The sequence below is a fragment of the Streptomyces sp. CNP082 genome, assembly GCF_059570535.1.
Genome location: NZ_JCANSZ010000011.1, coordinates 100586 through 122988 on the forward strand (window position 1 = coordinate 100586; position 22403 = coordinate 122988).

Annotated in this window: 12 protein-coding genes and 1 pseudogene; 4 read left to right on the plus strand and 9 right to left on the minus strand. The window is 72.8% G+C overall.

The genetic code is table 11. The annotated features are described in order from the left end of the window. Nucleotides 1–5 precede the first annotated feature (5 nt). The 5 genes from B124_RS12520 to B124_RS12540 form a co-directional block, all read right to left on the minus strand. The gene (locus B124_RS12520; RefSeq protein ID WP_496502847.1) at nt 6–749 is read right to left on the minus strand and encodes an enoyl-CoA hydratase/isomerase family protein; all 744 of its coding nucleotides are present in this window, start codon (nt 747–749) and stop codon (nt 6–8) included. Between the two features lie 22 nt (nt 750–771). Next, nucleotides 772–2025: an acyl-CoA dehydrogenase family protein gene (locus B124_RS12525; protein ID WP_496502848.1), complete on the minus strand. Its 1254-nt coding sequence runs from the start codon at nt 2023–2025 to the stop codon at nt 772–774. After that, nucleotides 2022–3611, minus strand: coding sequence for an AMP-binding protein (locus B124_RS12530; RefSeq protein WP_496502849.1), 1590 nt, complete (start codon nt 3609–3611; stop codon nt 2022–2024). The genes B124_RS12525 and B124_RS12530 overlap by 4 nt, the downstream gene beginning before the upstream one ends. A 221-nt stretch (nt 3612–3832) precedes the next feature. Further along, nucleotides 3833–4360, minus strand: a complete 528-nt coding sequence (locus B124_RS12535; RefSeq protein WP_496502850.1) for a hypothetical protein — start codon at nt 4358–4360, stop codon at nt 3833–3835. Continuing rightward, nucleotides 4338–5186, minus strand: a complete 849-nt coding sequence (locus B124_RS12540) for a hypothetical protein (protein WP_496502851.1) — start codon at nt 5184–5186, stop codon at nt 4338–4340. The genes B124_RS12535 and B124_RS12540 overlap by 23 nt, the downstream gene beginning before the upstream one ends. 247 nt (nt 5187–5433) lie before the next feature. Here B124_RS12540 and B124_RS12545 point away from each other — a divergent pair. The 4 genes and pseudogenes from B124_RS12545 (at nt 5434) to B124_RS12560 (ending at nt 8888) form a co-directional block, all read left to right on the plus strand. Next, nucleotides 5434–6236 (plus strand): annotated as a pseudogene (locus B124_RS12545) (DeoR/GlpR family DNA-binding transcription regulator). 228 nt (nt 6237–6464) lie between these two features. Continuing rightward, complete coding sequence (locus tag B124_RS12550) at nt 6465–7199, plus strand: SDR family oxidoreductase (protein ID WP_496502852.1); 735 nt, start codon at nt 6465–6467, stop codon at nt 7197–7199. Between the two features lie 187 nt (nt 7200–7386). Next, nucleotides 7387–7671 carry a hypothetical protein gene (locus B124_RS12555; RefSeq protein WP_496502853.1) on the plus strand — a complete coding sequence of 95 codons (285 nt, stop codon included), beginning with the start codon at nt 7387–7389 and terminating at the stop codon, nt 7669–7671. Next, nucleotides 7668–8888: an alpha/beta hydrolase family protein gene (locus B124_RS12560; protein ID WP_496502854.1), complete on the plus strand. Its 1221-nt coding sequence runs from the start codon at nt 7668–7670 to the stop codon at nt 8886–8888. The genes B124_RS12555 and B124_RS12560 overlap by 4 nt, the downstream gene beginning before the upstream one ends. Before the next feature lie 592 nt (nt 8889–9480). Here the strand turns inward: B124_RS12560 and B124_RS12565 are convergent. From B124_RS12565 to B124_RS12580, 4 genes are all read right to left on the minus strand, one after another. Beyond that, the gene (locus B124_RS12565; protein WP_496502855.1) at nt 9481–10776 is read right to left on the minus strand and encodes an MFS transporter; all 1296 of its coding nucleotides are present in this window, start codon (nt 10774–10776) and stop codon (nt 9481–9483) included. Between the two features lie 43 nt (nt 10777–10819). Beyond that, entirely contained in the window at nt 10820–12013 is a 1194-nt protein-coding gene (locus B124_RS12570) for a cytochrome P450 (RefSeq protein WP_496502856.1), read from the minus strand. Between the two features lie 67 nt (nt 12014–12080). Next, on the minus strand, nt 12081–21407 hold the full coding sequence (locus B124_RS12575) for an amino acid adenylation domain-containing protein (RefSeq protein WP_496502857.1): 9327 nt from the start codon (nt 21405–21407) through the stop codon (nt 12081–12083). Between the two features lie 234 nt (nt 21408–21641). Continuing rightward, a complete protein-coding gene (locus tag B124_RS12580) occupies nt 21642–22394 on the minus strand; it encodes a thioesterase II family protein (RefSeq protein WP_496502858.1) in 753 nt (250 codons plus the stop codon). Nucleotides 22395–22403 lie beyond the last annotated feature (9 nt).

Sequence of the window (22403 nt, forward strand, 5' to 3'; positions counted from 1 at the left end):
GCGGCTCAGCTGGGGTGCGGCTCGATCCAGTCGTACTCGTTGGTCACCAGTTCCTTCACGAGGCGCAGGTTGTACCGGTTCATCGCCGCGATCCGCTCGGCCAGTCCGCCGACCCGCTTGTCGAACTCATCGGCCGGATACACGTCGTTGACCAGGCCGATCCGCTGTGCCCGCGCGGCGTCGAGCCGGACGCCGGTGAACAGCAGTTCCTTGGCCATCGCCTTGCCGACCCGCCGCGGGAGCCGCTTGACGCCGCCCCACCCGGGCGCGGACCCGCCGAACTCCGGCTGGTCGGGGTCGCCGTCCTCGGTCATCTTCGGCCGGTACGGCGGGCGGGCCGACAGCGTGATCTCGACCAGGCCCATCTTCGCGTTGTCGGCGGCGACGATGAAGTCGGCGGCCAGCGCCAGCTCAAGACCGCCGCCGACGGCGTAGCCGTGTACGGCCGCGACGACGGGGACGGACAGGCGCTCCATCATCGCGAACGTCTTCTCGCCGAGCCGCCCCTGCTCCACCCGCTCCTGCTTCGTGAGCTGCTCAGACCAGCCGAGGTCCATGCCCGCGCAGAAGGCGCGGTCGCCGGCCCCCCGCAGCACCACGACGCAGACGTTCTCGTCGTCGTCCACCTCGGTGAAGAAGTGGCGCAGTTCGCGCATGGTCGTCGGGGTGAGCGCGTTGAGCTTCTCGGGCCGGTTCAGGGTGAGCCAGGCGACCCGCTCCTCGATCTTCAGGTCGAGGGTTTCGTACATGGAGAGATTTCCTCCTCGGTCGTTAGCGGCTGCGAGGCAGTTTCAGGCCCCGGGTGGCGATGACGTCACGCTGGATCTCCGAGGCACCGCCGAGGAAGGTGGTGGCCACGGAGTCGCGCGACATGTGGGTGAAGACGCCCCCCAGCGGGGCGTCGCGGCGCTGCCAGAGCTGGGCGGACCGGCCGAAGGCCGAGGCGCCGGTACGGGCCAGGCGCTGGTGCAGCTCGGCGCCGAAGAGCTGGTTGACCGACGCCTCGTAGCCGGGCACGCCGCCGGCCGCCTGCTGGGACACCGTGTACCGGGCGAGGTTGTACTGCACCCGGATCTCGGTGTGGCGGCGGGCGATCTCCTGGCGCAGCGCGGCCTTCGTGTCGTCCCTGAGGAACCCGCGGGCCTCCGCCGAGCGGAGGTAGCCGACGAGGTCCGCGAGTGCCTGCTGGTATTTGACGGTGGCGCCGATGCCGGCCCGCTCGAAGCTCAGCGCGGTCATCGCGACGTACCAGCCGCGGTTCTCCTCGCCGACCCGGTTGGCTGCCGGCACCCGTACGTCCTCGAAGAAGATCTCGCAGAACGGCGTCGCGCCGCGGATGTCGGTGATCGGGCGGATGGTCACGCCGGGAGAGGCCGCGTCCACGAGCAGGAAGGTGATGCCGCGGTGCGGCGGCGCGGCCTGCGGATCGGTGCGTACGAGCACGAACAGCCAGTCCGCGTACTGCCCGAGCGAGGTCCACACCTTCTGCCCGTTGACCGTGTACGTGCCGGTGTCCCGGTCGCCTTCGCGGACCGCGCGGGTGCGCAGCGAGGCCAGGTCGGAGCCGGAGCCCGGCTCCGAGAAACCCTGCGCCCAGGTGACCTCGCCGCGGGCGATCGGCGGCAGGTGCGCGGCGCGCTGCGCGGCGGTGCCGTGCTCCAGGAGCGTCGGGCCGAGCAGGAAGGCGCCGATCCCGTTCACGGTGGGCACGCGGGCGCGCATCATCTCCTCCTGGAGGATGAACTCCTCCAGCGCGGACAGTCCCGCCCCGCCGTACTCGGCCGGCCAGTGCGGCGCTATCCAGCCGCGCTCGGCGAGCGCCGCCGCCCACGCGCGGGCCCCGTCGCAGCGTGCCGGGTCCTCGGAGAGCCGGTCGACCGGCCAGTTGTAGCCCCAGACGTCCTCGGGTTCGAGGCTCTGCTCGGCCTCGGGGTCGGGCGCGTACGCCGACGGGAAGCGGTCGCGTACGAAGGCGCGCACTTCTTCCCGGAAGGCCGCCTGCTCCGGAGTGTCCGCCCAGTTCACAGCGTTTCCTCCCGGTCCCAGGTGGCGGGCGTGAGGCCGTGCTCGCCCTCGGCCCGCAGCCGGTACTTGGCGACCTTGTCGGTGGGCGTGCGCGGCAGCGCGTCGATGAACTCGACGTAGCGCGGGACCATCGAGCGGGGCAGCCGCTCCGCGCAGAACTCCACCAGCTCGGCGGGCTCCAGGGAGGCTCCGGGCTGCAGCACGACCCACAGCTTGACGTCCTCGTCCTCCAGCTCCGAGGGCACTCCGGTGGCGGCCGACTCCAGGATCGCCGGGTGCAGGTTGACCTCGCACTCCAGGTCGAAGGCCGAGATGTTCTCGCCGCGGCGCCGGATGGCGTCCTTCATCCGGTCGAGGAAGTAGAAGTAGCCGTCGGCGTCGCGCCACACGCGGTCGCCGGTGTGGAACCACATGTTGCGGAAGCAGTCGGCCGTGGCCCCGGGAGCCCCGTAGTACCCGGTCGTGATCACGAACGGCTGCCTGGGCCGTACGACCAGCTCCCCCGGCTCATCCGGCCCGACCTCGCGGTCCCACTCGTCGACCACCGCCACCTCGAACCGCTCCTCGTGGGCCTGCCCGCACGACCCGAGCCGCCACTCGCCGTACGGGCTGGCGGTGGCGATCCCGACCTCCGTGCTGGTGTAGGTCTCCACCGAGCGGACTCCGAAACGCTCCATCAGCGGCTCGTCGAGGGACGACTTGCCCATGTAGAAGGTCTGCAGCGGGTGCTCCTTGTCGCGCTCGGTGCGCGGCTGGTTGAGCAGGATCGGGATCATCGAGAAGACGCTCATCGCGACCTGCGCGTCGAACCTGCGCACGTCGTCCCAGAACCGGGAGGCGCTGAAGCGCTCGACGACGGCGATGGACCCGCCGGCCAGGAGCGCCGACAGCACGCCGTCCCAGAGCCCGGCAGCGTGGAACAGCGGCAGCGGGCAGTAGATGGTCTTGCCCCAGCGGTCGAGGAAGTCGAGCGAGTCCAGCGCGCACGTCAGCGCCAGGGCGTGCGGGATCATCGCGCCCTTGGAGGGGCCGGTGGTGCCCGAGGTGTACATGATCGCCTGGAGGTCGCCGAAGCCGACGTCGACGCGGGGGGCCTCGGCGTCGTGGGACAGGAGGCTGGACAGCGTCGCGGCGGGCTTGCCGAGCCGGTCGAGCGGGACGTCGGACGCGCTCTCGGTACGGACGATGAGGCGGGCCAGCCCGGGCAGGCGCTGGGCCACCGCCGGCAGCCTGTCGGCGTACGGCGCGTCGATGATCAGCGATGAGGCGTCGGAGGTGTGCAGGACATGGCGGAGCAACTCGCCGCGGTAGCTGATGTTGATCGGCACGGCGACGGCTCCCAGCCGGGCCAGCGCGAAGATCACGTGGATGAAGTCGGCGCAGTTGGGGAGCATCACGCCGACGTGGTCACCGCGGTCGATGCCCGCGGTGGCCAGTCCCTGGGCCACGCGGTCGGCCATCGAGTCGACCTCGCCGTACGTGACCTCGCCCTCGCGGAATTTGAGGAAGGTCTCTGTTCGATGGGTTGCGGCCCGCTCTCGGAGTACGTCACCGAGGACGAGACTCTCCAGCCTTTCGTTGCGCATTCGAACCTCTGCTTCGCTTTGGGGCGGCGCTGATTCGGTTGCGACGGTTGAACTGCTTTTGACCACCAAGGTCGTCAACATCGGACCACGAAAGAACGGCTGCTCGCAAGGGTGCTTGACGCCGGCCCGGCGGCGCCCGGACCGGCCAGGACGCCAACTCCCGTACGCCCGCGCCGTGTTGCTGCGGGCCGGCGCGCCGGCCCGGCAGCGGCGTGCGGCCGTCAGCGTGCGCGGGGCGGCACCGGGAGGGCGTCGTCGCGGTCGAGTTGGAGCAGGGTCAGGACGAACAGGGAGTCCGTCCAGCCGAGCGGGACGACCGACGACGGGTTGCCGTCGTCGTCGACCTTCTCGGGCAGCTCGCCGAGGATGTTGCGCTTGGAGAGCATCCAGTCGAGCACGCGGTGCGCCTTGTCCTGCTCGCCGAGACCGGCCCAGGCCAGGCCGAAGAACGACGTGCTCGGTGTCCAGGTCGATGTGCCCCAGTCGTGGCCCGGGTCGTCGCCCGGGAGGACGCCGCCGTTCGGGCGCAGCAGGGCGTCATGGGTGGAGTCGAGCGCGTCCGGCAGATCGGCGGGCGCGGCGTTGAAGGGCGGTGCCATGAAGGCAGCCGCGCTGTCACGCCCGTGCAGGCCGTCCACGGTGCGCTGGTAGGCGAGTGGTGCGAAGTGCTCGGCGATCGCGTCGGACAGTTTGCGTGCGGCGTCTCCCCATGCCGCCGCGTCGTCGTCATGGCCGAGGGCCCCGGGCAAGGTCCGCGGCGGCGTTCAAGCCGCTGAGCAGCGGTGCGGCGGTGCCGATGTTCGGCGTGTCGGTGCCGAGCTCCCAGTAGTCCGGGGAGGCCGGCGGCAGCCCCTGTGCGTCCAGCGAGCCGGCCGCGTAGTCGGCCGCCTTCGCGATCGCCGGGTACAGCCTCGCCAGGTCCGCGTCGCGGGTTCCGGGCGGAGCGGCCTGGTACCACTGCCATGCGGACCAGGGGACCCAGCCGTTCGCGTCGAGCTGCCAGTGGCGGTTGTCGGGCGGCCCGGCGCCGTCCAGGGTGGTGCGTGCATCCCAGGTGCCGTCGGGGCGCTGGGTGGAGACGTTGTACGTCAGGATCCGGTAGGCGTCCGGGTTGACGAAGAAGGCGGTACGGGTGGAGTACGCCCGCCAGCCTCCCAGAGCCTTGAGGTCGTAGTTCCAACTGGTGAGCGAGCCCTCGACCGGTGACGTGGTGCCGTGCCAGGCGATCGGCCGGTTCTCCGTCGTGGTCGCCTGCGCGAACAGGTAGCAGGCCGCACCGGGGGTGACGTCGACGCCGAACGGGAAGTCGAGCCACCCGCGCTCCGCCGCCGCCGAGCTGCGCGAGGTCCCGGGTGCTGGACGAGATCGCGGACGCGGGATCCTCGCGCACCGTCCGCACCGCCACCGTGCTGGTGCCCGTGGTGGCGCCGCTGGCCAGGTAGAGAGACGCCTTGTCCACCCGGCTGTCAGCCGTGACGAACTCCTGCGCCGCGGCGTTGTTCGAGCCCTTGATGCTGAACAGCGCCGTGTCGAAACGCGGCTGTCCGTCGTACGCGGGGACCGCGGCAGCCGCATCGCGGGGCCATCCCTGCGACGCCACGAAGAGCACCGCCAGGGCGAGCAGCGCTGCCCAGCAATGCATCCGGCCGGGAGGGCGGGCCCTCACCGGCGCGGGAGTCGAAGCACTGTGCACGGTCAACCTCCAAGAGTCGCCTGCGGCGCCCGGGAGGCGCGGTGGCGCTGCCGTGATGTTGCGTCATATCTGATGACAGATGCAGTGAATGGGCCGTGAAGGTGCAGGACCCTGCGAGCAGAGTGCAGCATGAGTGGAAAACACGAGCGCTGGGGTGAGCTCCTGGACTATCTGGCCACGCACGGCCGGATCGAGATCGAGGACATCGCCTCGGCCCTGGACGTCTCCGCCGCGACCATCCGGCGCGACCTCGACGAACTAGCCGCCCAGAAGCTGCTCGTCCGCACCCGGGGCGGGGCGGTACGCCATGGCGTCTCGTACGAACTGCCGCTGGCTACCGCTCCGTCCAGCACGCCACGGAGAAGCAGCGCATCGCCGCGGCGGTCGTCGATCTGATCGGCGAAGGAGCCGTCGTCGGCATGAACGGCGGCACGACGATGACCGAGGTCGCCCGCACTCTGGCGGTGCGCGTCGCGGGCGCCGGAGCCGAGCAGTTCACGGCCCCCGCGGCGCCGAGCCTGACCGTGGTCACCAACGCCTTGAACATCGCCCGGGATCTGGCCGTCCGGCCGCACATCAAGATCGTGCTGACGGGGGGCGTGGCAAGGCCGCAGACCTTCGAGCTCGTCGGCCCGCTGGCCGGCGGCGTGCTCGGCCAGGTCGTGCTGGACCTCGCGATCCTCGGCGCCGACGGCGTCGACCCCCAGGCCGGCCTCATGACCCACCACGAGGACGAGGCCAAGGTCAGCCGTCTGCTGGCCGAACGTGCCCACCGGGTGATCGTCGCCGCCGACTCCTCGAAGCTGGAACGGCGCGCGTTCGCCAAGATCTGCGACATCGACCACATCGACACCCTGGTGACCGACAAGGCCGCCGCCGCCGACACGGTCGCCCGCCTCACCGACGTCGGCATCAAGGTCATCAACGTCTGACAGCGCCGGCACCGTGGCGGACGAGGCCGTGGAGTTGCCGTCGGCGACCGGTGGGGCCGGATCGACCTCGGCGCCGGCACGGTCATGGACGTACGCCCCTGGCGCTGAGCGGCGTCGGATGCGGGAGGCGCGGTCGATCCCTTCTGACACCTGCGAGGCGTTGCGGGGCCTGCGTGACGCAGGTCGCTCTTGACCCTGACGTCAGCGTCAGGTCCTAGCGTCGTGGACATGGAGATGACGAATCAGATCGCCCTGGTCACCGGGGCGAACCGTGGGCTGGGGCGGCACTTCGTCACGGAGCTGCTGGAGAGAGGAGCAGCGAAGGTGTACGCGGCTGCCCGCAGGCCCGAATCGGTCGACGTGCCCGGGTCGGTGCCGCTGCGCCTGGACGTGACGGATGACGGCGCTGTCGAGGCGGCTGCGGCAGCGGCGGGTGACGTGACGCTGCTGATCAACAACGCCGGGGTGGCGACGCTCAGTTCGTTCCTCAGGGGCGACCTTGCCGACGCGCGGCAGGAGATGGAGGTGAATTACTGGGGCAGCCTGCGGATGCTCCGTGCGTTCGCGCCGATCCTCAAGGCCAACGGAGGCGGCGCGATCCTCAACGTGCTCTCCCAGACCTCGTTCCGGGCGTTCGGGTTCGCCGACACCTACGGCGCCGCGAAGGCCGCGGCGTGGCAACTGACGAACGGCGCCCGCCTGGAGCTGGCCGGACAGGGCACGCAGGTCACCGGCCTGGCCATGGCGCTGGTGGACACGGACATGTCGGCGTGGGCGAAGAAGGAGGAGGGGTGGTCGCTCGCCGACCCGGCCGACGTGGTCGGGGCGGCACTCGACGGCGTCGAGAGCGGCGCGATGGAGGTGTACGGCGACGAGATGACACGCGAGTGGCGCGCGCGCCTCGGCGAGCCGGCCGAGGCGCTGTACCCGCAGGCGGCCCGGGTGCCCGGCCCGCAGATCTGAGCGCGTTGAGGAGCCCGTCCAGGAGCGGGGGGCTCCTCCCTCAGCCAGAGAGCGAGGTGGCGAATTCGTGGATGTCCCGGGCGAGTGAATCCGGCTCCTCCTGCGCACCAGCATCAACCTCCACGGCTACGTCGGGTCCACCAGCCAGGGCGCACGCGACACCTTGTACCCCTACTTCGCACGCGGCATGATGGACAACAACCACCAGCGGGGCCGCGGGTTCCGGATCTCCCGCAGCGCGTTCGACGCCCAGACGTCTCCGAACGCCGGCCTCGTCGTCGGGAGCCCGCAGGAAGTCATCGACAAGCTGCTGGCCTACCACGAGGTCTACGGCCTCGACCGGGCACTCATCCAGATCGGATTCGGCGGGATGCCGCAGAAGGACGTCCTGCGGTCCCTGGAGATCCTGGGCACCGAGGTGGCCCCCGTGGTCCGGCGCGAGGTCGCGGCCCGCAAGGAGAAGGCATCATGACCACGTCGTTCGGGACAGCAGTCGTCGCCGTGTGGGCGCTGCTGCTGGGCGCGGCGCCCGCCGTGGCCGCCACGGGCGGCCCGGAGCGCGGCGCCGTGGTCTCCGTGGAGCACGTCTACACCCTGCCCTCCGGGGAAGAAGCCGCCGCCGGCCTGGAGAGCCGGGGCTTCGACGGCGGCTCGGCCCGGTTCGGCGTGGACGCCTACCAAGTGCTCTACCGGACAGTCGACGCGCACGGCCGGCCCGCGGTGGCCAGCGGCCTCCTCACTCTGCCGCACGGCCGGTACGGCCCGCTCCCGGCCGTGGTGTACGGGCACGGCAGCGTGCTGCACCGGGCGGACGCGCCGTCGACGGATCCCCACGGGTTCGACGGCACGTCCGCCCTGGCGTACGCCGCGGCCGGTTTCGCCACCGTCACCCCCGACTACCTGGGGATGGGCGCCGGCAGCGGCGCCCATCCGTATCTGCACGTGCGCTCCGGGACCGACGCGGCGCTGGACATGCTGCGCGCGGCCGACGGCCTCGTGCGGGGGATGGGCAGGACGCTGCGGAGCGAGGTGCTCGTCACGGGCTTCTCCCAGGGCGCCGGCGTCGCCCTCGGGGTGGGCCGGGCACTGCAGACGGCGGGCGGGACCCGGTTCCGGCCGGCCGCGGTGGCGGCGGTCAGCGGGGCGTACGACCTGCGCGACGCGCAGATCCCGGCCATGCTCGCGGAGGAGGTCGCGGTCAAGCCCGCGGTGCTCAGCGCCGCGTACGCCTACACGTCCTTCGACCGCACCTACGACGTCTACGGTGCGCCGGACGAGGTCTTCCAGGCACCCTGGGCCGACGGGATCGAGGAGCTGACGGACGGCACGCACACCTGGGACGAGCTGGCGCTCGCCACCCCGGACACCCTTGCGGAATTCCTCACTCCGCGAGGGTTGCGGCTCCTGCGCGAGCCGAACGCCCCCATGGCCGCGGCGCTCCGGGACACGGACAGCGCATGCCCCGGCTGGCGGCCGGAGGCACCCGTCCGTCTCTACCTCACCGGCGGCGACGAACAGTCCGCCACCGCCAACACGGCGTTCTGCGTACGCGACTTCGCGGCGCAGGGAGCGGAGGTGCCGACGTACGACCTCGCGGCGGAGGTGGCGGAGCCCTCCCGCCACTTCGGCTCCCAGATCGCCGCGCTGCCCCACGTCATCGCATGGTTCCGGGAGTCGAGCAGCACGTAAAGGCCACGGTGAGTTGCCGCCCTTCCACTGTCTGTTGCCGCGTGGCAGGATTGTGCCATTCGACACCGCCCGACGGGAGGGGCACTGGGGGTGGACGGGGAGTGCCCTCCTGATCGGGACGGGTAACTACGCGGACACGGGATTCGCCCCGCTGCGCTCCCCGGCCGGGGACGTGTGCCTCATGGACGACGTGCTCGGGAATCCCGCGATCGGCGGCTTCGCGGTGACCAAGCTCGTCAACCTCCCCGTCGGGGACCTTCGGGCCGCGGTGGAGGAGTTGGCCAAGGAGAACCGGTCGCTGGCGGACCGTCAGATTGAGGTGCGGTGGCACCGGTCGCCGCTCCTGCTCGGCGTCTCCCCGCCCCTCGGCATGAGGTTCCTCCACGACGCCTACGCGGAGCGCCGCCTCCTCCGCGCCGAGGGACCCCACTACCAGTTCCGGCACGAGACGCTGCGGAACAGGCTTGCCGGGAAGCAGGAATCCGACCCGGCAGGCCAAGCGCCACCGGGCCCGGACGCGGCGCGGGCGCCCGGCTCCTCCCCCAGCTCAACACCCCCCGCGAAGAGCCGATCTGAGAGCGGGACCGGCCGGCTAGACCTCACTGCTTCCGGGTGCACCCCTGATGTGATCTCCATGCTCGCGGGGTCTCGCGTCTCCCCCGCCGGGCGGGGGCGACCCGGCCGCGGGGTGGCGGACCAGGCTCAGCAGGACCAGCGCGCACAGGGTCGCCCCCGCGGCGACCGCCGCGAGGACGGTGCCCACCGCGAGGTGCTCGAACAGCACGCCCGCCGTCCCGTAGGCGAGCGGGCTGGCCACGAAGACGGCGGCGCCGAAGAGCGGGATCACGTGCGGGCGCAGATGCTCCGGCGGGCGCAGCGTCAGCAGGGCGACGGCGGGCGCGGTCACCCCGGGCAGGAACATGCAGCCGGCCCCGATCGTGAGGGCCGCGGTGGCGGCCGGCTGGTCCCACGGCAGCAGCCACAGCATGACGGCGGCGCCCACGCCGCCGCACGCCGCGAAGGGCACCGGTGAGATCCGGCCGGCCAGCCGGGCGACGACGACGGTGCCCACCGCGGTTCCGCCGCCCCAGGCTGCCATCAGCCAGCCGACCACGTGCGGATCGGAGTCGTAGCGGCTCCTGGCCAGCACCGGCAGCGCGAGCAGCACCACGGGCATGAGCAGGCCGTACCCGAAAGCGGCGATCGACATCCGCTTCAGCACCGGGTCCCGGAGCACGAAGGACAGGCCCTCCCCCATCTTGCCCGCCGACATCGGCTCCGGAACCCGCTTGCGGCGCTCCAGCCCGAGCAGCAGCAGTGCCGACACCGCGAACGTGGCGGCGTCGACCCACAGCACGTGCAGCGGGCCGAACCCGGCGATGAGGAAGCCGGCCGCCGCCGGGCCGACCAGCCGGGCCGTCGACGTCGCCGTCTCGAACAGGGCGTTGGCCGCGGTGACGACGCGCTCGTCCGACCCGAGGGTCTCGACCAGCAGCATCCGCTGCGACGGCAGGTAGGCCGACGCGATGCAGCCGAGGAGGGCCACGATGACCAGCAGCGCCCAGAACGGCAGCGCCCCCGCCAGATACAGCGTGGGCACCGTCGCGATCAGAACCGCGCCGGCGGCGTCGCCCACGATGGACACCCGGCGGGCGCCCCACCGGGCCACCAGCAGTCCTGCGGGCATGCTCAGCAGCGGCACCGGCAGGATCTGGACGACGAACACCAGCCCCATCCGCGCCGGCGAACCGGTGGTCATCAGGACGAACCACGGCAGCGCGAGGGTCGTCATCTGGGTGCCGATCGAGGAGACGAACTCCGCGACGATGACCCTGCGGAACTGCCCGCTCCACAGTGGCGAGCGCTTCGCCGGCGCGGCCGTGGTCACCGGGCGGCCCGTGCCGGGCCGCCGGTGCCGCAGCGGCTGCCCGTCACCACGCCACCGGCAGCCGGTGCACGCCGTAGACGGTCATGTCCGAGCGCATCGGGATCTCGTCCGGCTTGGCGTCCAGCCGCAGACCCGGGAACCGCCGGAGCAGCGTGGTGTAGCCGATGCGCAGCTCCAGCCGGGCCAGTTGCTGCCCGAGGCACTGGTGGATGCCGTGGCTGAAGGTGAGGTGGCCGATCTCGCCGTGGGTGATGTCGAGGCGGTCCGGGTCCGGGAACTGGTTCGGGTCGCGGTTCGCGCTGGGCAGGTGGATCAGCACCGTGTCGCCCTTGCGCAGGCTCAGTCCGTCGAACTCGACGTCCTCGGTGGCGGTGCGCTGCACGCCCACGTGCACGACGGTGAGGTAGCGCAGCAGTTCCTCGACCGCGCCCTCCATCAGCGACTCGTCCGCGCGCAGCCGTTCCAGCTGATCCGGGTTGTTCAGCAGCGCGTACGTACCGAGCGACAGCATGTTCGCCGTGGTCTCGTGCCCGGCGACGAGCAGCAGCAGGGTGGCGCCGATCGACTCCGGCAGGCTGATCTCCTCCCCCGCGACCAGCACGCTCAGCACGTCGTCCGCCGGCTCTGCCTTCTTCCGGGCGAGCAGTTCGCCGGTCAGCTCGACGAGGGATCCCAGCGCCTGCTGGACCTCCTGCGGCTCGACGTTCAGGCTCAGCAGCTTCTCCGAGTCGCCCTCGAAGCGGTCGCGGGCGTCGACCGGCACACCCAGCAGCTCGCAGATCACCTGCGAGGACAGCGGCATCGCGTAGTCCGCGACCAGGTCGGCGGGCGACCCCTTGGCGAGCATCGCGTCGGCATAGTGCGCGGCGATCTCCTCGATCCGGGGCGTGAGCAGGCGCATCCGGCGCAGGGTGAACTGGCCGGTGAGCTGCCGCCGGAAGCGGGTGTGCTCCGGCGGGTCCATGTGCTCGAACAGGCCCGGGATATCCGCCTCCAGGTCCGCCGCGCGGTTGGACGGGAAGGCCAGGTGCTTGTTCGTCGGGGCGGAGCTGAACCGCTTGTCCGACAGGATCGACCGGCCCAGCTTGTAGTCGGTGACGAGCGTGCCCTCGTACCCGTCCGGGAAGGTCATGCGGGAGACCGGGCCCTGGGCCCGCAGCACGTCCGGCGGGTCGAACGGCCGCTCCCGGAGGGTGGGCAGCCCGTTGTGGATGGGGCACCTCGCGTCGTCAGTCATGTCTGCCTTCCTTCCGCCGTCGGTCTGACGGCTCCGATGGACAGGTGCCGAGCCGGGTGGAGGGCACCTACTGGTCGCCGGCCGCCCCGCTCCCGCCGGCCCGCACCCGGTCGCGGAGCTGCGAGACGGTGAGCTCCGGGTGCCGTGTGACCAGCTCCAGCACCCGCGGCCACTGGCGTACGAGCGCGCCCATCACCGGCGGCGCGATGCAGTCCGGCGAGTAGACCCACAGGCCGCGCAGTTCGCCCGCCACCTCGCGGGCGACCAGGTAGAGGTCGACGTTGTGCGGCTCGATGGCGGCGATCAGCTCCGGAAGCGGTGTCTCGTCGCCGATCCGCACGTCCAGCGGCGCCACGTCGAGCCCGTCCAGGGCCAGCGTGGTGCTCGGCACGCCGAGCAGGTTGAGCATCACGCGCAGGGGCGACTGGTTGCCGTCGCCGATGACGCCGTCGTGGATCAGCGCGCGCAGCGGCACGTTCTGGTGCGCGTACGCGTCGAGTTCGGCCTGCAGGACCTGCTGGACCAGCTCGCGGAAGGTCGGGTCGTCCGCCATCCGCGACCGGTTGAGGATGACGTTGATGAACGGGCCGGCCATCGACTTGGTCTCGGGCCGTTCGCGGCCGGCCAGCGGGTGGCTGACGGCGATGTCCGTCGCGTCCGAGTAGCTGTGCAGGAGTACGTGGAACGCGGACATCAGCATCATGAACAGGGTCACGCCCTCGCGGCGGGCGGCCTCCCGCACCGCCGCCATCGCCTCCGCATCGATCACGACGGCGTGGCTGTACCCCTCGACGAAGTCGTCCAGTTGGTGCGCCGGCGCGTCGAAGTCGAACGTGCGGGCCGCGCCGTCCAGCTCCCTGCGCCAGTGCTCGACATGGTCGTCGAGCGCTCCGACGGCCAGCAGGTCCTGCTCCCACGCCGCGTAGTCCAGGTGCTGGACCGCCACCTCGGGCAGCTTCGGCCGCCGGTCCGCGGTGTGGGCCGCGTACAGCTCGGCCAGCTCGTCGACGATCACGATGAAGCCCCAGTGGTCCACCAGGATGTGGTGGGCCACCAGCACCAGCGCGTGTTCGTCGTCGGCGAGCCGCACCAGCAGCCCCCGGACGAGGTTTCCGGTCTCGATACGGAACGGGCGCTCCGTCTGCGCGGTGAGCAGCTCGCGCAGCTTCTCGTCCTGGTCCCGGCCCCGGTGGGCGCGCAGGTCGACGGTATCGAGCGGCCACACGGGCGGGCCGTCGGCGAACTGGCGGGTCGACGAGCCCTGCCCCGCGTACCGGGTGCGCAGGATGTCGTGCCGCTGCACGAGGTCGTTCAGGCCGCGGCGCAGCGCGGGAACGTCCAGGTCACCGCGTACGCGCCAGGCGGTGATGACGCCGTGGTGCGGGTGGTCGGGACCCACCGGCTGAAGCAGGAACTCCAGTTGTCCGAAGGACAGTCCGGTGCCGTCGCCGCGGTCGGCCTTGGGGATCGGCGCGTACAGCAGGTCGGTCGCGTCGGCGGCGGCGCGCTCGTCGTCCTCGTGGACCGGCTCGACCGTGCCGGCCCCGACCGCGCGGGCGCACCGGGCGACGGCGCGCAGCGCGTCGAACCAGGTGTCCGCCAGCTCGCGTACCTCGTCCTCGGCCAGGAGCGAGGCCGCCCAGCTCCAGTCGGCCACCAACTGCGGGCCGTCCGGCCCGTCCTGGGTGACGGCGTTGACCTCCAGGGGGTGGAGCAGCGGCCGGACCCCGGTGGTGCCCGGCGCGGCGTCGTCGCGCAGCGGCATCCACGGCTTCTCGTCGTCCGTGACGGGTACGCGGCCGAGGTAGTTGAACAGCACCTGCGGCGCGGGCAGCGCGGCGAGCGCCGGCGCGCTGCCGGGGTCGAGGTAGCGCAGCAGCCCGTAGCCCAGGCCGCGTTCCGGGACCGACGCCAGGTGCCTTGCGGTGCCGGCGACCGCAGCCGCCAGTCCGCTGCCCGCCCGGGTCGCCTCGTCCCAGGTCAGATCGCCGAAGTCGAGGCGGACGGGGTGGACGGCGGTGAACCAGCCCACCGTACGGGACAGGTCGGTGCCCTCGACCAGGTGCTCGTGCCTGCCGTGGCTCTCCACGTCCAGCACCACCGAGCCTGCATCAGAGCCCGTACGGCGGGCGCGCCACTGCCGGAGGGCGAGCCCGAACGCGGTCAGCAGCACGTCCTGGATGCCGCGGCGGAACGCCGCGGGCGCCTGCCCGACGAGCGTCGCGGTGTCCTCGGCCGGCAGGGTCACCGACAGCCGGCCGGCCGTGCCGGTGACGTCGCGTTCGGCGTCCAGTCCGCCGGCCACCAGCGGCGCGGCGTCCCGCAGGATGCCTTCCCACACCGGCAGTTCGGCGCGGTGCCGGGTGGTGCTCGCGGCGGAGGCGACCCGGGCCGCCCAGCCGCGCAGCGACGTCGGGACGGGGGCGAGGTCCGGTTCGCGGCCCGCGGACACGGCGTCCCACGCGGCGGCGAGGTCGGTGAGCAGGATCCGCCACGACACGCCGTCGACCGCGAAGTGGTGTACGGCAAGCAGCAGCCGGCCCGCGCGGCCCGCGCCGGCGTCGAACCACACCGGCTGGAGCATGGCGCCCGCGGCCGGGTCGAGCCGGTGCTTGGCGGCGGCGGTCTCCTCGGCGATCAGCGCCCGTGCCTCCGCATCGGTGAGACCGCCGGTGGGGACGCGGCGCAGGACGTCCGCGACCCGTACCGCGCCGGGGTCGTCGGCGTGCAGCGACCACTGCCCGCCGGGGCCGGTCACCAGCCGGGTGCGCAGGGCGTCGTGCCGGTCGACGACCGCCTGGAGCGCCGCGGTCAGCCGGTCCAGGTCCACGTCGGCGGGCAGGGCCACGGTCGCCGACAGGTCGAAGCCGACCACGGAACCGCCCAGTTGCCGCTGCCGTTCCATGACGGGCAGCAGCGGGATCTCGCCGGTGCCGACGTCCACGACGCCCCCGTCGGTCTCCTCGCCGGCCGGGCGGGCCACCTGGGCGATGCCGGCCACCGTCTGGTGCACGAAGACGTCCCGGACGGTGAAGACCAGTCCGGCCGTGCGGGCCTGCGCGACCAACTGGGTGGCCTGGATGCTGTCCCCGCCCAGGTCGAAGAAGCCGGCCTCCGCGCCGACGTCGGGCAACCCGAGCACCTCGGCGTACACGGCGGCGAGCGTCCGCTCGGCCGGCGTGGCCGCCGCCCGGGACGGGGTGCCCGCGCCGAGGTCCGGCGCCGGCAGCGCGCGGCGGTCGAGCTTGCCGTTGCCGGTCAGCGGGAACGCGTCGAGCACCATCACCGCGACCGGCACCATGTACTGCGGCAGCCGCTCGGCCACGTACGCCCGCAGCTCTGCGGGCTCGGCCTGGGCGCCCCTGGCGAGCACGGTGTAGCCGACGAGGTCCTTGCCGCCGGACGGCTTCTCCCGTACCACCACCGCGGCGCCCGCCACGGCGGGGTGGGCGCCGAGGACCTTCTCGACCTCGCCCGGTTCGATGCGGAAGCCGCGTATCTTGACCTGGTCGTCGGTCCGGCCGAGGTACACGAGCCGCCCGTCCGCGCGCCGGCGGACCAGGTCACCGGTCCGGTACATCCGCGTGCCCGGCGCGCCGTACGGGCAGGCGACGAACCGCTGCGCGGTCAGCCCGGGCTGACCGAGGTAGCCGCGGGCCAGGCCGCTGCCGGTCAGGTACAGCTCGCCCGGGACGCCGACGGGCACCGGCCGCAGCCGCTCGTCGAGCACGTACGCACCGGTGCCGTCCATCGGTGTGCCGAGCGGCACGATGCCGTCGGCCACGTCGTGGGTGGTCTGCCGGATGGCGAACGTCGTCGTCTCCGTCGGCCCGTACACGTGGACCAGCGAGGTGTGCGGCCAGGCGGCCAGCGCCTTGGTGAACGCGAGGGGCGAGTTGGCCTCGCCGCCGGTCCACACCTCGGCCACCCCGGCGAGCGCCGCGGGATCACGTTCGACGAGCAGGTTGAACAGCGCGGTCGTGAGGAACACGGCGGTGACGCGGCGTTCGCCGATCGTACGCACCAGGGTGTCGGGGTCGAGTTCGCCGGCCGGGGCGACGACCACCTCGCCGCCGGACAGCAGCGGCACCCACAGCTCGTAGGTGGAGGCGTCGAACGCGACCGGGGAGTGCATCAGCACCCGGGCGTGGCCGCCGCCGGTCCACGCGCGGTCGGCGGCCAGGCTCGCCACGTTCCGATGGGTGACCGCCACGCCCTTGGGCCGCCCGGTGGACCCGGAGGTGTACATGATGTAGGCCGCCCGGTCGGGGCCGCCCGCGGGGGCGAGGCCGGCGGAGCCGTCCGCGGCGTCGGTGGCTTCATCCGCGGGGGCGTCATCGGCCAGTTCGGCGGCCACGTCGAGCACGTGTACGCCCCCGGGGGCGGGGTGTTCCAGCCCCTCCCCGTCCACGAGGAGCACGCTCGCCCCGGTGTCGGCCATGATCAGCCGCATGCGCTCACCGGGGTAGCGGGGGTCCAGCGGCACGTACACGCCACCGGCCTTGACCACGGCGAGGATCGCCACGGGCAGCCGAACGGAGCGCTCCATCAGCAGGCACACGGCATCTTCGGCGCCGCCGGCGCCGACCCCCCGCGCGCGCAGCCGGCCGGCGAGGCGGTCCGCGGCGGCGGCCAGCTCGGCGTAGGTCAGCCGCTCGTCACCGCAGCCGACCGCGACGGCGTCCGGGGTACGGGCCGCCTGCGCCTCGAACAGCTCGGGCAGCGTGGCCACGGGCGCTTCAGCGGCCGGGCCCTGCCACTCGTCGAGCACGCGGTGCCGCTCGGCCGGGGTGAGCAGGTCGAGGTCGCCGACCGGCCGGTCCGGGTCGCCGACCATCGCCAGCAGCACCTGGCGCAGCCGGTGCGCCATGGTGCGTATCGTCTCCTGGTCGAAGACGTCGGCGTTGTACTCGATACCGCCCTCGATGCCGCCCGGCGTGCCGTCGGCCCCGAGGCGCTCGTGGAGCAGGAAGACCAGGTCCATCCGCGCCGTGCCGGTGCTCCTCACCATCGGCGCCGCCTCGATGCCGGGCAGCGCCAGGCTCTCGTCGGTCACGGTCTGCCAGGAGAGCATGACCTGCACGAGCGGGTGGTGGGCCATCGACCGGGTCGGCCGCAGGCTGTCCACGAGGGCCTCGAACGGGATGTCCCGGTGCGCGAGCGCCTCCAGGGTCCGTTCCCGTACCGCCGCGAGCAGTTCCCGGAACGTCTGGCCGTCGGCGATCTGCGTACGCAGCACGAGGGTGTTGGCGAAGAAGCCGATGAGGTTCTCGGTGGCCTGGTCGTCCCGGCCCGCGGTGGCCACGCCGACGGGGATGTCCGCGCCGGCGCCGAGCCGGCGGAGCAGCACCGCCAGCGCCGCGTCGAGGATCATGAACATGCTGACGTCGCAGGTGCGGGCCAGGCGGACGAGGCCCTCGTGCAGGTCGGCGTCCCACCGGAAGGTGAGCGTGTCCCCGTCGTGGGACGCCTCGGCCGGGTGCGGCCGGTCGACCGGCAGGGCGATGCGCTCGGGCAGGCCGTCCAGGACACCGCGCCAGTGGTCGAGCTGGCCCGACCACGTGCTCTCGGGGTCGTCCTGTGCGCCGAGGTACTGGCGCTGCCAGAGGGTGTAGTCGGCGTACTGCACGGGCAGCGGCGCCCACTCGGGGGCGTGGCCGGCGAGCCGGGCGCGGTAGGCGACCGCCAGGTCGTGCCGCAGCGGTGCCAGCGACCAGCCGTCGGCCGCGATGTGGTGGACGACGACGGCCAGCACATGGGTGTCGGCGCCGACCGCGAACAGCTCCGCGTGCAGCGGGATCTCCGCGGTCAGGTCGAACGGGTGCCGGACCGCGGCGGCCACCGCGGCGTCCAGGCCGTCGGCGTCGACCTCGGTCACCGGCAGCGCGGGCCGCGCCTGTCCGGGGGCGAGGACGCGCTGGTACGGCACCGCTGCCGCGCCCGGGAAGACGGTCCGCAGCGACTCGTGGCGCCCGACCACGTCGGCAAGGGCCCTCCGCAGGCAGCCCACGTCCAGCGCTCCGGCCAGGCGCAGCACCACCGGGAGGTTGTACGTGGGCGAGGGCCCCTCCATCTGGTGCAGGAACCACAGCCGCCGCTGGGCGAACGACAGCGGCAGCGGCTCTGGCCGGGTCATGGGGCCCAGCGCGGGGCGGGTGCCGCCGCCGCCCTGCCGCAGCAGGCCGGCCAGCCGCGCCACGGTCGGCCTCTCGAACAGGCCGCGCACCGGCACCTCGACGCCGAGCGTCGCGCGGATCCTGGCCACCAGCCGGGTGGCCAGCAGCGAGTGCCCGCCGAGGTCGAAGAAGTTGTCGTCGATGCCCACCTCGGCCACGTTCAGCACCTGGGCGAACAGCGCGCACAGGGCCTTCTCCCCGTCGTCGCGGGGCGCCGCGTACGCCGTGGCCGCGCGGGCCGACTGGCCCGGCTCGGGTGCGGGCAGCGCGCCGCGGTCGGTCTTGCCGCTGGGGGTGCGCGGCAGCGCGTCGAGGTACACGAACGCGGACGGGACCATGTACGCGGGCAGCTTGTCGTTCAGCGCCGTACGCAGGTGGCGGCTCAGCTCGGCGGCCGGGCCGGCGGCCGGGTCCGCCACCAGGTACGCGACCAGGCGCTGGTCGCCGGGCCGGTCCTCGCGGACCACCACCACCGCGTCCTTCACCTGCTTCTGCCACATCAGCACCGTCTCGACCTCGCCGAGTTCGATCCGGTAGCCGCGCAGCTTGACCTGGTGGTCGAGCCGGCCCAGGTAGTCGACCCGGCCGTCCACCCGGCGCCGTACCAGGTCCCCGGTGCGGTACAGGCGGTCGGAGAGACCGGACGCGAACGGGTTCGCGACGAACTGCTTCGCCGTCAGCTCCGGCCGGTCGAGGTACCCGCGCGCCAGCCCGTCGCCGCCGATGCACAGCTCGCCGGGGACGCCCGGGGGCACCGGGCGGCCCTCGGGGTCGAGGATGTGCACCTCGGTGTTGGCGATGGGCCCGCCGATGGTGATCGTGCCGTCCGTGATCCGGGTGCCCAGCGAGTAGATCGTGGTCTCGCTCGGCCCGTACATGTTCCACAGGTCCACGCCCTTGGCCAGCAGCCGGCGCGCCAGGTCCGGCGGCAGCGCCTCACCGCAGATCAGCCCGCGCAGCCCCGGGACGCCCTGCCAGCCGGCGTCGAGCAGCATCCGCCACGTGGACGGGGTCGCCTGCATCATGGTCGCGCCGGTGGCGGCCATCTCCTCGGCCAGCAGCCTGCCGTCGGTGACCGTCTCCCGGGTGGCGAGCACCACCCGGGCGCCCTCGGCCAGCGGGAGCAGCAGCTCCAGGGTCGCGATGTCGAACGACAGCGTGGTGACCGCGAGCAGGCTGTCGTCGGCGTCGATGCCCGGCCACTGCGCCATCGCCCAGAAGAGGTTGCGCAGCGCACGGTGCGGCAACTGGACGCCCTTGGGGCGGCCGGTCGAGCCGGAGGTGTAGATCACGTACGCGAGGTCCGCGGCGGCCACCGGCTCGCCGAGCGGTCCGGCCGGCTCGGCGGCGATCTCCTCGCGCAGTTCGTCCACGCACAGGACGGCGGCGCCGGAGGCGGGCAGGCCCGGGACCACCGAGCGCTGGGAGATCAGGACCGGCAGCCCGGCGTCCTCGATCATGAACGCCATGCGGTCCGCGGGCAGTTCCGGGTCGATCGGCACGTACGCGCCGCCCGCCTTGAGCACGGCCAGCACCGCGACGACCATGTCGGTCGAGCGCTCCAGGCAGATCCCGGCCAGCACGTCACGCCCGACACCGAGGCGCTTGAGCCTGCGGGCCAGTTGGTTCGCGTCCGCGTCGAGCTGGGCGTACGTGAGCGTCTCGCCCCGGCAGTACACCGCCTCGGCGTCCGGCCGCAGCGCCGCCTGCTGCTCGATGCGCTGGTGGGTGAGGAGCTGGTCGGGCCACTCGTTGCGGGTGTCCGCCCGCTCCCTGCGCTGCTCGCGCTCCTCTTCGTCCGTCAGCAGCGCGACGTCCAGGACCGGCTGCTCCGGGTCGTCGAGGAGGTTGTCCAGCAGCACCTTCAGGTGGCCGCCCATGCGGTCGACGGTGGCGGCGTCGAACAGCTCGGTGTTGTACTCGAACCAGCCGCTCAGCTCGTCGCCCTGCTCGAACACCTGCAGTTCGAGGTCGAACCGCGCGGTGGAGCCGGCCACCTCCATCAGCTCCAGGCGCAGCCCCCCGGCCTCGAACTCGGGCATCGGGATGTTCTGGAAGACGAACGAGACCTGGAAGACCGGCGAGCGGGACAGGTCCCGCTCCGGGTGCAGCTCCTCCACCAGCCGCTCGAACGGAACCTCCTGGTGGGCGAACGCCCCGAGCGCCGCCGTGCGCACCCGGCCGAGCAGCTCGGTGAAGGACGGGTTGCCGGAGACGTCGCTGCGGATCGCCAGCGTGTTGACGAAGTAGCCGATGAGCCGCTCGACCTCGTGCTGCCCGCGGTTGGCGACGGGCACGCCGACGACAACGTCCTCTTGTCTGCTGTACCGGTGCAGCAGCACGACGTAGGCGGCGAGCAGGGTCATGAACGGGGTGGCACCGGCGCTCCGGCTCAGCTCACGCACACCGTTCATCACGTCGGCGGGCAGGTGGAAGGGCCGCGAACCGCCGGCGGTGCCCAGCACGGCGGGCCGGGGCCGGTCGGTGGGGAGTTCCAGGGTGGGTGCGGCGCCCTGGAGCGTCTCCTTCCAGTACTCCAGCTCGGCCGCCAGGCCGGAGCCCGCCAGCTTCTTGCGCTGCCAGGCCGCGTAGTCGGCGTACTGGACGGGCAGTTCGGGCAGCGCGGCTTCGCTGTCCGTGAGGTAGCCCTGGTACAGGGCGACCAGCTCGCCGAAGAGCACCGAGGTCGACCAGAGGTCGGCGACGATGTGGTGCATGGTGAGCAGCAGGATGTGCTCGTCGGCGGCCAGCCGGAGGAACTTCATCCGCATCAGCGGCCCGGTGCCCAGGTCGAAGGGGCGGGCGAACTCCTGGCGCGCCAGCTCGTCGACGGCCGCTTCGCCGGCGGGGCCGCGCAGGTGCCCGCACTCCTCGACGGTCAGCTCCAGCTCGCCGGAGTCGTGGACGACCTGCACCGGCTCGCCGTCGACCTCGTCGAACGTGGTGCGCAGCGTCTCGTGCCGGCGGACGATCTCGGCCAGGCTCCGGCGCCAGAGGTCCACGTCCAGCGGGCCGTGGAGCCGCACCGCCGCCGGGATGTTGTACGCGGCGCTGCCCGGATTCAACTGGTCCAGGAACCACATGCGCTGCTGGGGGAACGAAGCGGCGAAGCGCCGGCGGCGCGGCGCGGCGGGGGTGCCGCCGGTACGCCGCAGCCGCTCCGCGAGGAGTTTGCGCTTCTGCTCCGCCGTGAGGCTGGTCAGGTCGATCTCGGTCATGCGCGAATCTCCTGATCGTTGGTCTCGGCGGCGGAACAGGCGGAACAGTCGAATACGCGGTACCGGTGGGAGGGGAAGGGGGCGCTCGTGTTCCGCGTGCAACGGCCCTGCCGGGCGCGGGACGACGGCGCGATGCATGCTGGCACCAGGTGAACCGGGTAGTCCACCGCCGTCATACGCCGCGGTGCGCACGGGTGGGTGTTCAACTGTCCGCTGCGGCCGGTTGAACGCGGTTCAGCGGGCGGAGGCCGGGATGCCGACCGCTTCGGCGACGAGGGCCATGACGCCGTCGCCGGGGTGGAGGAAGAAGTGTCCCCCCGGCAGGAGGCGCACGCCCGCGTCCACGTCGGTCTGCCGGCGCCAGCCCTCCAGGTTGCCCGGGGGCACCAGCGGGTCGTCGGTGCCGCCGAGCACGGTGAGGGGGACCGGCAACGGCGGCTCGGGGCGGTACCGGTAGGTCTCCAGAGCCGCGAAGTCGGCCCGTATCGTCGGCAGCATCAGCTTCATCAGCTCCTCGTCCTCCAGCAGCTCGCGCGGGGTGCCGCCGAGCACGCGCAGTTCGTCGACGACGTCCGTGTCGGACGCCTGGTGCACCGGGGGCCGGGTGCGGGGGACGTCGGGCGCGGCGGCTGCGGACACGAACAGGTGGGCGGGCAGCGGCCGTCGGGAGCGGCGCAGGGTCCTGGTCAGTTCGAACGCGAGCAGGCCGCCCATGCTGTGGCCGAACACGGCGAAGGGCCGGTCCAGATGGGGGGCCAGCGCTTCGGCCACCGCACCGGCGAGGTCCGGCAGCGCGGTCATCGGCGGTTCGAGGATGCGGCCACCGCGGCCGGGCAGTTCGAGCGGGCAGACCTGGATGCCGGGGCGCGCCAGGTCGTGCCAGTCGCGGTAGGCGGCGGCGCTGCCGCCGGCGTACGGCAGGCAGAACAGCCGGAACGCGGCCTCCTTCCCGGGCTCGTGGCGGCCGAACCACGGGCTGCGCACCATGGCTTACTC

Bases quoted from the DNA above. Each gene is read 5' to 3' on its own strand.
- B124_RS12520 (WP_496502847.1), bottom strand. From the start codon at position 749: ATGTACGAAACCCTCGACCTGAAGATCGAGGAGCGGGTCGCCTGGCTC.
- B124_RS12530 (WP_496502849.1), bottom strand. From the start codon at position 3,611: ATGCGCAACGAAAGGCTGGAGAGTCTCGTCCTCGGTGACGTACTCCGA.
- B124_RS12540 (WP_496502851.1), bottom strand. From the start codon at position 5,186: ATGCGGCTGCCGCGGTCCCCGCGTACGACGGACAGCCGCGTTTCGACA.
- B124_RS12550 (WP_496502852.1), top strand. From the start codon at position 6,465: ATGGAGATGACGAATCAGATCGCCCTGGTCACCGGGGCGAACCGTGGG.
- B124_RS12555 (WP_496502853.1), top strand. From the start codon at position 7,387: ATGATGGACAACAACCACCAGCGGGGCCGCGGGTTCCGGATCTCCCGC.
- B124_RS12560 (WP_496502854.1), top strand. From the start codon at position 7,668: ATGACCACGTCGTTCGGGACAGCAGTCGTCGCCGTGTGGGCGCTGCTG.
- B124_RS12570 (WP_496502856.1), bottom strand. From the start codon at position 12,013: ATGACTGACGACGCGAGGTGCCCCATCCACAACGGGCTGCCCACCCTC.
- B124_RS12575 (WP_496502857.1), bottom strand. From the start codon at position 21,407: ATGACCGAGATCGACCTGACCAGCCTCACGGCGGAGCAGAAGCGCAAA.
- B124_RS12580 (WP_496502858.1), bottom strand. From the start codon at position 22,394: ATGGTGCGCAGCCCGTGGTTCGGCCGCCACGAGCCCGGGAAGGAGGCC.